9 protein-coding genes are annotated in these 9,279 nt (G+C 71.9%); all 9 read left to right on the plus strand.

Translation table 11 applies throughout. The features are described 5' to 3' along the window. Positions 1-68 precede the first annotated feature (68 nt). Positions 69-1,718 (plus strand): endolytic transglycosylase MltG, encoded by a 1,650-nt coding sequence (mltG, locus tag QIS96_RS33685; RefSeq protein ID WP_282546632.1) that lies wholly within the window; start codon positions 69-71, stop codon positions 1,716-1,718. Then, a complete protein-coding gene (locus QIS96_RS33690; protein ID WP_282546633.1) occupies positions 1,715-2,545 on the plus strand; it encodes a shikimate dehydrogenase in 831 nt (276 codons plus the stop codon). The genes mltG and QIS96_RS33690 overlap by 4 nt, the downstream gene beginning before the upstream one ends. 306 nt (positions 2,546-2,851) lie before the next feature. Beyond that, positions 2,852-4,036 carry a chorismate synthase gene (aroC, locus tag QIS96_RS33695; protein WP_282546634.1) on the plus strand — a complete coding sequence of 395 codons (1,185 nt, stop codon included), beginning with the start codon at positions 2,852-2,854 and terminating at the stop codon, positions 4,034-4,036. Continuing rightward, entirely contained in the window at positions 4,033-4,548 is a 516-nt protein-coding gene (locus tag QIS96_RS33700; RefSeq protein WP_282546635.1) for a shikimate kinase, read from the plus strand. Before aroC ends, QIS96_RS33700 begins: the two co-directional genes overlap by 4 nt. Continuing rightward, entirely contained in the window at positions 4,545-5,630 is a 1,086-nt protein-coding gene (aroB, locus tag QIS96_RS33705) for a 3-dehydroquinate synthase (RefSeq protein WP_282546636.1), read from the plus strand. The genes QIS96_RS33700 and aroB overlap by 4 nt, the downstream gene beginning before the upstream one ends. A 208-nt stretch (positions 5,631-5,838) precedes the next feature. After that, positions 5,839-6,849: an AAA family ATPase gene (locus QIS96_RS33710; RefSeq protein ID WP_282546637.1), complete on the plus strand. Its 1,011-nt coding sequence runs from the start codon at positions 5,839-5,841 to the stop codon at positions 6,847-6,849. Between the two features lie 79 nt (positions 6,850-6,928). Continuing rightward, positions 6,929-8,035, plus strand: a complete 1,107-nt coding sequence (locus tag QIS96_RS33715; protein ID WP_282546638.1) for an aminopeptidase P family protein — start codon at positions 6,929-6,931, stop codon at positions 8,033-8,035. Between the two features lie 50 nt (positions 8,036-8,085). Continuing rightward, positions 8,086-8,652, plus strand: a complete 567-nt coding sequence (efp, locus tag QIS96_RS33720) for an elongation factor P (RefSeq protein ID WP_282546639.1) — start codon at positions 8,086-8,088, stop codon at positions 8,650-8,652. A gap of 2 nt (positions 8,653-8,654) precedes the next feature. After that, positions 8,655-9,089, plus strand: a complete 435-nt coding sequence (gene nusB / locus QIS96_RS33725) for a transcription antitermination factor NusB (RefSeq protein ID WP_282546640.1) — start codon at positions 8,655-8,657, stop codon at positions 9,087-9,089. Positions 9,090-9,279: the final 190 nt, after the last annotated feature.

The raw sequence follows: 9,279 nt of genomic DNA on the forward strand, positions 1-9,279 counted from the left end.
AAGAGGCAGACCGGCCGGCCGGGGGACCAGCGTCCGACGGCCGCCGCCTCGCGGCTCGTAGGGGATCGATGACTGAGTATGGCCGGGGCTCCGGCTCGCAACCGTGGCATCCCGATGACCCGTTGTACGGGGACCAGGGATGGGAAGGACAGCAGGCCGCAGGCCAGGGTCCGTACGGCGGCCAGCCGCAGCACTACCCGCAGCAGTCACCGGAAGCGCACTACGGCGGCCAACAGTCCGGCTATCCGCAGGACATGTCCGCCCAGGCCGGTTACCCGCAGGACAGTTCGCCGCAGGCCAGCTACCCGCAGCACGACTTCAACGGCGGCTGGGACACCGGCCAGCAGTCCGGCTATGACCCGTACGCCGAGCCGTACGCGGGCCAGACCGCCGCATACGGAGCCGAGCGCCCCGACCCGTACGACAGCCCCGAGGCGTTTCCGCCGCCGCAGCGGCCGGGCCATCGGCACGAGCCCGTCGAGGAGAACGTCGACTGGGACCCGGGCCCCAACGACCGTGAGCACGCCTTCTTCGCGGGCGGCGACGATGACGACGCGGACGACGAGCACCCGCGCGCGGGCCGCCGCGGCGGCCGCCAGGAGCGGCGCGGCAAAGGCGGGAAGAAGAAGCGCAGCGGCTGCGCCTGCCTCGTCCTCACGCTGATCTTCGCGGGCGGCATCGGCGGCGTCGGCTACTTCGGCTACCAGTTCTACCAGGACCGTTACGGCAGCGGCGGCGACTACACCGGCAGCGGCACGAGCGAGAAGGTCACCGTCGACATCCCCAAGGGGGCCGGCGGTTACGTCATCGGCAACAAGCTGGAGGCGGCCGGAGTCGTCAAGAGCGCCGAAGCGTTCGTCAGCGCCCAGGGCCAGCACCCCGACGGTCTGAAGATCCAGGCCGGCGTCTACTCGCTGAACAAGGAGATGTCGGCGGAGGCCGCCGTCGAGGCGATGCTCGACCCGAAGAGCCGCAGCAACCTCATCATCGCCGAGGGCCGCCGCAACGCCTGGGTCTACGAGCAGATCGACAAGCGCCTCGAGGTCGACAAGGGCACCACCGCGAAGTACGCCAAGAAGAACTGGAAGAAGCTCGGCCTGCCCAGTTGGGCCACCGAGAACATCAACAGCGACGTCAAGGACCCGCTGGAGGGCTTCCTCTTCCCGTCGAGCTACCCGGTGGCCAAGGGCCAGAAGCCCGGCGACGTACTGAAGAAGATGGTCGCGACGGCCAACGCGGAGTACGAGAGCCACAACATCAAGGGCAAGGCCGCGGCCCTCGACCTCGACAACCCGCTGCAACTCCTCACCGTGGCGAGCCTCGTGCAGGCCGAGGGCAAGTACAAGCACGACTTCGAGAAGGTCTCGACGGTCGTCTACAACCGCCTCAAGCCCGACAACACCGAGACGTACGGGCTCCTCGACTTCGACTCGACCGTCAACTACCTGCGCGGGAAGTCGGAGTTGGCGACCGGCTCCGTCGACCAGCTGCGCCGGCTCGACGACCCGTACAACACGTACAAGATCAAGGGGCTGCCGCCCGGACCGATCGGGAACCCCGGGGCCGAGGCCATCAAGTCGGCGCTCCACCCGGCCAAGGGCAACTGGTACTACTTCGTCTCCATCAACGAGGACGAGACGCTCTTCGCGGAGACGAACGAGGAGCACGAGCGCAACCGCCAGAAGTACCTCGAGGAACTGAAGAAGAACGAGCAATGAGCGCCATCAAGCATCGGGCCGCGGTTCTCGGCTCGCCGATCGCCCACTCCCTCTCGCCGGTGCTGCACAGCGCCGCGTACCGCGAACTCGGCCTGGACGACTGGGAGTACGGGCGTTTCGAGGTGGACGAGGCCGAGCTGCCCGGCTTCCTCGACGGGCTGGGTGACGAGTGGGCCGGCCTCTCCCTGACCATGCCGCTGAAGCGCGCCGTGATCCCGCTGCTCGACGAGATCAGCGAGACGGCCACGTCCGTGGAGGCCGTGAACACCGTGGTGTTCGGCCCGGACGGGCGTCGCACCGGGGACAACACCGACATCCCCGGCATGGTCGCCGCGCTGCGCGAGCGGGGCATCGAGCAGGTCGAGTCGGCCGCGATCCTCGGCGCGGGCGCGACCGCGTCGTCCGCGCTCGCCGCGCTCTCGCGGATCTGCACGGGCGAGATCGTCGCGTACGTACGCAGCGAGGCGCGCGCCGTCGAGATGAAGCAGTGGGGCGAGCGCCTCGACGTCGAGGTGCGGACCGCCGCCTGGGACGAGGCCGCGGCGGCCTTCGACGCTCCGCTGGTGATCGCCACAACGCCCGCAGGCACCACGGACGAGCTGTCCAAGGCGGTCCCGGAGCGGCCGGGCACGCTCTTCGACGTGCTGTACGAGCCGTGGCCCACGGAACTCGCGGCGCGCTGGTCGATGTTCGGCGGCGCGGTGGTGAGCGGGCTCGACCTGCTCGTGCACCAGGCCGTGCTGCAGGTCGAGCAGATGACGGGCAGCTCGCCCGCGCCGCTCGACGCCATGCGTCAGGCGGGAGAGCGGGCGCTCGCGGGCCGGTAGCGACCGCTCCGCGCCCGGCCGGGCGCGGCGAGCTGACATCTTCGCCCCTGCTTCCGGGCGGGCTTTCGCCCTGGCCGGGCGGCCCGAACAAGTGCTGTGCGGTGCCCTGCGGGGTGGTGTGCGAGCGCCTGCGCTGCGGCGTTGCCGGAAGCGGAGGCCCGTACTCCCGTACCAGCCGGGCGTCCGCCTGCTGGACCGGCGGCCGGGGCTCGGCCCTGGACGTGGGAGGATCTAGGCAGGCGGGCCAGGGCCGCGCACCCGGGTCGCGCCGTCGCCAGAAACCAGGCGCGAGCATGAGGAGCACCGTTGAGCAGGTTGCGTTGGCTGACCGCGGGGGAGTCCCACGGCCCCGCACTCGTCGCGACGCTGGAGGGTCTGCCCGCCGGCGTGCCGATCACCACGGAGATGGTGGCGGACGCACTGGCCAGGCGGCGCCTGGGCTATGGCCGCGGTGCGCGGATGAAGTTCGAGCAGGACGAGGTCACGTTCCTCGGCGGCGTCCGGCACGGCCTGACGATGGGCTCGCCCGTCGCGGTCATGGTGGGCAACACCGAGTGGCCGAAGTGGGAGAAGGTCATGGCCGCGGATCCGGTGGATCCCGCCGAGCTGGCCAAGCTCGCCCGCAACGCCCCGCTCACCCGCCCCCGCCCCGGTCACGCGGACCTCGCGGGTATGCAGAAGTACGGCTTCGACGAGGCCCGTCCGGTCCTGGAGCGCGCCAGCGCCCGTGAGACCGCGGCCCGCGTCGCGCTCGGCACGGTCGCCCGGTCGTACCTCAAGGAGACGACCGGGGTCGAGATCGTCTCCCACGTCGTCGAGCTGGCCGCCGCCAAGGCGCCGTACGGCGTGTACCCGAAGCCCTCCGACGTGGAGAAGCTGGACGCCGACCCGGTGCGCTGCCTGGACGCGGACGCGTCGAAGGCGATGGTCGCGGAGATCGACCAGGCCCACAAGGACGGCGACACCCTGGGCGGTGTGGTCGAGGTCCTCGCGTACGGAGTGCCGGTGGGCCTCGGTTCGCACGTGCACTGGGACCGGCGCCTTGATGCGCGGCTCGCCGCCGCGCTCATGGGCATCCAGGCCATCAAGGGCGTCGAGGTCGGCGACGGCTTCGACCTCGCCCGGGTGCCGGGCTCGAAAGCGCACGACGAGATCGTCTCCACGGACGAGGGCATCAAGCGCACCTCCGGCCGCTCCGGTGGTACGGAGGGCGGGCTCACGACGGGTGAACTGCTGCGCGTGCGTGCGGCGATGAAGCCGATCGCCACCGTCCCGCGTGCCCTCGCCACCGTCGACGTGGTGACCGGTGAGGCCACCAAGGCGCACCACCAGCGCTCCGACGTGTGTGCGGTGCCCGCCGCCGGCATCGTCGCCGAGGCCATGGTCGCGCTCGTCCTCGCGGACGCGGTCGCGGAGAAGTTCGGCGGCGACAGCGTGGCCGAGACCCGGCGCAACGTCCAGTCGTACCTCGACAACCTGCAGATCCGGTGACCGGCCCGCGGATCGTCCTCGTCGGCCCGATGGGCGTCGGCAAGACCACCGTGGGCGAGCTGCTCGCCGAGCGGCTCGGCACCACGTTCCGGGACACCGACGCCGACATCGTCGCGGCCGAGGGGCGGGAGATCGCCGAGATCTTCGTCGACGACGGTGAGCCGCACTTCCGCGAGCTGGAGCGCCAGGCCGTGCGCGCCGCCCTCGCCGAGCACCCCGGCGTGCTCGCCCTCGGCGGCGGCGCCGTCCTCGACGCCGGTACGCGGGAGCTGCTCGCCGAGCAGACCGTCGTCTATCTGTCGATGGACGTCGAGGAGGCGGTCAAGCGCACCGGCCTGAACGCCGCCCGCCCGCTGCTCGCGGTCAACCCGCGCAAGCAGTGGCGCGAGCTGATGGAGGCCCGCCGGCACCTGTACACGGACACCGCGCGCGTCGTCGTGGCCACCGACGGCCGCACCCCCGAAGAGGTCGCCGACGCGGTCCTCGACGCACTGGAGTGGAAAGAAGCATGAGCGAGCAGCAGGTGACGCGCATCCACGTCGGCGGAGCCGACCCGTACGAGGTGCTCGTGGGCCGTCAACTCCTCGGTGAACTGGGCGGGTTGATCGGGCCGCAGGCCAAGCGCGTGGCGGTGATCCACCCCGAGGCGCTCGCCGAGACCGGTGAGGCGCTGCGCGAGGACCTGGCCGGGCAGGGCTACGAGGCCGTCGCCATCCAGGTGCCCAACGCCGAGGAGGCCAAGACCGCCGAGGTCGCCGCGTATTGCTGGAAGGCGCTCGGCCAGTCCGGCTTCACCCGCAGTGACGTCGTCGTCGGTGTCGGCGGCGGTGCGACCACCGACCTGGCCGGGTTCGTCGCGGCGACCTGGCTGCGCGGTGTGCGCTGGGTGGCCGTTCCGACGACCGTGCTCGCCATGGTGGACGCGGCGGTCGGCGGCAAGACCGGGATCAACACCGCCGAGGGCAAGAACCTCGTCGGCGCCTTCCACCCGCCGGCCGGCGTGCTCTGCGACCTGGCGGCGCTCGACTCGTTGGGCGTGCACGACTACGTGTCCGGGCTCGCCGAGGTCATCAAGGCCGGCTTCATCGCCGACCCGGTGATCCTCGACCTGATCGAGGCCGACCCGGAGGCCGCGCGCACCCCGGCCGGGCCGCACACCGCCGAGCTGATCGAGCGGTCCATCAAGGTCAAGGCCGAGGTGGTCTCCAGCGACCTCAAGGAGGCCGGCCTCCGCGAGATCCTGAACTACGGCCACACGCTGGGCCACGCCATCGAGAAGAACGAGCGGTACAAGTGGCGGCACGGCGCCGCCGTCTCCGTAGGCATGATGTTCGCCGCCGAACTCAGCCGCCTCGCCGGGCGGTTGGACGACGCGACGGCCGACCGGCACCGCTCCGTCCTGGAGTCGGTGGGCCTCCCGTTGACGTACCGCGGGGACCAGTGGCCCAAGCTCGTCGAGAACATGAAGATCGACAAGAAGTCCCGCGGCGACCTGCTGCGCTTCATCGTCCTCGACGCCCTCGGCAAGCCCACCGTCCTCGAAGGCCCCGACCCGGCGGTCCTCCTGGCCGCGTACGGCGAGGTCTCCGCCTGACCGCGGTCCCGCCGCGAGGCGAAGTGTCCGGCTGACCGCACTCCGCCCGAAATGGCCCCGCCCGGCGGGCACTTGTGGCTCTCCCCGGCCGTTCACACAACGGCGGCCGGGGAAGGTACCGTTCGGTAAGGCCCCGGGCGCCGCAGCATGATCGCCCGACGCCCGCCCGACCAGCGCCAGTTGCCTGTACGAGACGGAGTGGCACCGGATGCAGCACGCAGTGGGGAATCCGCTGCCGCCCCACCAGCCGGGGCAAGGATCGGCCACCGGCTGGTCCCCGGCCGCACACCACCCGGGACCTGCGGGCCACCCCGGCCCCGCAGGCCGGCCGGGGCCCGCCGGACCGGCCCCGCAGCAGGGCGCCCCGCACCAACAGGGCACGCCGCAGCATCCGCCCGCTCCGGGACCCCACGCCCCGGGCCCCGTCGCGCCCGGCCCTGCCGCGCCGCCGCCCGCCGCCCCCGTACCGAGCGCGCCCGCAGGCCCGCCGCCCCCGCCGCCCGGCCACGGCTACCACGCGCCGCCGCCCCAGACGGGGCCGCCCGCCCAGACCCAGCAGCAGCCCGGTGCGGAGAACACCACGGGGCACATCCAGCTTCCGCCCGGCGGCCCCGTCGCCGTGCCGAGCCCGCCGCCGGACGCCACCCACGGCGACACCGGCGCGACCACCCTCGCCGTTCTGCTCATCGGCCCGGCCGGCGCGGGCAAGACCTCCGTCGCCAAGTACTGGGCGGAGCACCGCCGCGTGCCCACCGCCCACATCAGCCTCGACGACGTCCGCGAATGGGTGCGCTCCGGCTTCGCCGACCCCCAGTCCGGCTGGAACGACAACTCCGAGGCGCAGTACCGCCTGGCCCGCCGCACCTGCGGCTTCGCCGCCCGCAACTTCCTGGCCAACGGCATCTCCTGCATACTCGACGACGCCGTCTTCCCGGACCGCCCCGTCGTAGGACTCGGCGGCTGGAAGCGGCACGTAGGCCCCGGGCTGCTGCCCGTCGTGCTGCTGCCCGGCCTGGAGATCGTCCTGGAGCGCAACGCCCAGCGCAGCGGCAACCGCCGCCTCACCGACGAGGAAGTGGCCCGCATCCACGGCCGCATGGCGGGCTGGTACGGCTCCGGCCTGCCGATCATCGACAACTCCAGCTACGACGTGCCGACCACGGCCCGCGTCCTCGACGACGTCCTGGCCCGCGCCATCGCCAGCCCGCCCCAGTGGTGACCGAGCTTGCGGGCGCCGAGCCCGCCCGGTCGGACGCGCTGCCCAGGCCGCATCGCGCGTCCGCTCGTAGGCTCGATTCATGTCTGAGGTGTACGCGGACCGCAGAGCCCGCCTGAGGGATCAGTGCACGGCAGGCGGCAGCGCGGCCGCCGTCGTCTCCCGCCCCGCCAACGTCCGCTACCTGGCCGGGGCCGCGCCGCGCGGCGCGGCCCTGCTGCTCGGGCCGCGCGCCGATCTCCTGCTCTGCCGCAGCCAGCCCACCGGTGAGCCCGACGAGGGCAGGCCCGACGAATCGCTGCAGCTCCAGGTGTTGCCGACGGTCGGCGGTGACGCCGCGGTCGCCGCCGCCGACCTGGCCGCCGGGCAGGGCGCCGACTCCCTCGCCGTCGAGGAGCACCACCTGACCGTCGCCCGGCACCGCGCCCTGCTCTCCGTGGCGCCCCGGCTCCGCCTCGCCGACCTCGGCTGCGCCGTCGAACAGCTGCGGCTCGTCAAGGACGACGAGGAGATCTCCTGCCTGCGCATCGCCGCCGAGATCGCCGACCAGGCCCTCGGCGAACTCCTCGAATCCATCCTCGTGGGGCGTACGGAACGTCATCTCGCCCTCGAACTGGAGCGGCGGCTCGTCGACCACGGCGCGGACGGACCGGCCTTCGCCACCTCCGTCGGCACCGGTGTCAACTCCGGGCGCGGCACCCATCGCCCCACCGACCGGCGCGTGGAGGAGGGAGACTTCCTCTCCGTCTGCCTGGGGGCCGCCTACCGCGGCTACCGCAGCGAGATCGGCCGCACCTTCGTCATCGGCACCACCCCGGCGGACTGGCAGATCGAGCTGTACGACCTGGTCTTCGCCGCGCAGCGGGCGGGACGCGAGGCGCTCGCACCCGGCGCCGAGTACCGCGAAGTCGACCGCGCGGCACGCTCCGTACTGGATGCCGCTGGGTACACCGACGCCCTGCCGCCGGTCATCGGCCACGGGGTGGGGCTCGAAATCGACGAGGACCCGCAGCTGGCCCCCGGAGCCATGGGTAAACTGGACGCTTGTGTGCCGGTCACCGTCGAACCGGGGGTCCACCTTCCGGGCCGGGGCGGTGTCCGGATCGATGACACGCTCGTCGTGCGTCCCGAGACGGACGGCGGGCCTGAGCTACTCACCATCACGACCAAGGAGCTGCTCGCGCTCTAGCGCGTACGGCCTTCGGTCCCACCAGCTTCAGTCCAGGAGATTCCGCAACCGTGGCTTCCACGAACGACCTCAAGAACGGCATGGTGCTCAAGCTCGACGGGGGCCAGCTCTGGTCCGTCGTCGAGTTCCAGCACGTCAAGCCCGGCAAGGGCCCGGCATTCGTGCGCACCAAGCTCAAGAACGTGCTCTCCGGCAAGATCGTCGACAAGACGTTCAACGCCGGTACCAAGGTCGAGACGGCCACTGTCGACAAGCGTGACATGCAGTTCTCGTACATGGACGGCGAGTACTTCGTCTTCATGGACATGCAGACGTACGACCAGCTGCACGTCGAGAAGAAGGCCGTCGGCGACGCCGCCAACTTCCTGATCGAGGGCTTCACCGCCACCGTCGCGCAGCACGAGGGCGAGGTGCTCTACGTCGAGCTGCCGGCCGCCGTCGAGCTCGTCATCCAGGAGACCGAGCCGGGCGTCCAGGGCGACCGCTCCACCGGTGGCACCAAGCCCGCCACCCTGGAGACCGGCCACCAGATCCAGGTCCCGCTCTTCATCACCACCGGCGAGAAGATCAAGGTCGACACCCGCACGAGCGACTACCTCGGCCGGGTGAACAGCTAACCGTGGCCGCCCGTAACACGGCCCGCAAGCGTGCCTTCCAGATCCTCTTCGAGGCAGACCAGCGCGGCACCGACGTCCTGACCGTCCTCGCGGACTGGGTGCGCCACTCGCGCAGCGACACCCGCCAGCCGCCGGTCAGCGAGTTCACCATGCAGCTGGTCGAGGGGTACGCGGAGAACGCCCGCCGGATCGACGAGCTCATCGCCCAGTACGCGGTGGACTGGACCCTCGACCGCATGCCGGTCGTGGACCGCAACCTGCTGCGGCTCGGCGCGTACGAGCTGATCTGGGAGGACGGGACGCCCGACGCCGTCGTCCTCGACGAGGCGGTGCAGCTCGCCAAGGAGTTCTCCACCGACGAGTCGCCAGCGTTCATCAACGGTCTGCTCGGCCGTCTGAAGGACCTCAAGCCCTCCCTGCGCAGGGAAGAGGCCTGATCGGGACTTCCGGCTCCGCACATCGACGAGGGGCCCACGGCGCATCCGCGCTGTGGGCCCCTCGTCGTGTGGCACTCGCGTACGAAGTCGTGTGGCACTCGCGTACGAAAAAGCCGCCGGGGGGGGGGGGGGGAGGGGGCCCCCCCCCCCCCCCCCCCGCCCGGGGGGACGAGGGGGGGGGGGGGGGGGC

The sequence above is a fragment of the Streptomyces cavernicola genome, assembly GCF_029968035.1.
Classification (GTDB): domain Bacteria; phylum Actinomycetota; class Actinomycetes; order Streptomycetales; family Streptomycetaceae; genus Streptomyces; species Streptomyces cavernicola.